The following is a 444-nucleotide window of genomic DNA, read 5'->3' as shown; positions in this document are numbered from 1 at the left end:
TCTAAAAACCAGGAAGGGGGTTATCGGGGTTGTTAACCTCAACCGAAAAGAAGATGCTAATCCCTTTACCGAAGATAATTTAAAGCTTCTTTTTACTATGGCTAATGATGTAGCCTTTGCTATTGAAAATGCTACTTTATATCAAAATCTGCACGAAAGTTATCTAAGTATTATTCGGGCCTTGGTCTCCGCCTTGGAACTAAAAGATTCCCATACCAGAGGCCATTCTGAATCTGTTACCAGATATGCAGTAGCTTTGGCCAAAAAACTGAAGCTATCTCCTCAGGAGATAGAGAGTATTGAGGTAGCAGCTATCCTTCACGACATCGGGAAGATTGCTATTCAGGAAAGCATTCTTAATAAGCCTGGAAAACTAAATGATGAAGAGTGGAGAGAAATGAAGCGGCACCCCGAATTCAGTTATAAAATTCTTAAAGAGGTCAA

General features: G+C 39.6%; 1 protein-coding gene. It reads left to right on the top strand.

Annotation, left to right across the window (positions count from 1 at the left end; genetic code table 11):
* Positions 1 to 444: HD domain-containing phosphohydrolase (locus tag COZ07_RS01890; protein WP_406606903.1), on the top strand; the 444-nt coding region annotated here is incomplete at both ends.

The organism is Candidatus Infernicultor aquiphilus, assembly GCF_002784285.1.
Taxonomy (GTDB): domain Bacteria; phylum Atribacterota; class Phoenicimicrobiia; order Phoenicimicrobiales; family Phoenicimicrobiaceae; genus Infernicultor; species Infernicultor aquiphilus.
The sequence above is the reverse complement of the archived record's forward strand: the minus strand, read 5'-3'. Positions and strand labels throughout refer to the sequence as shown.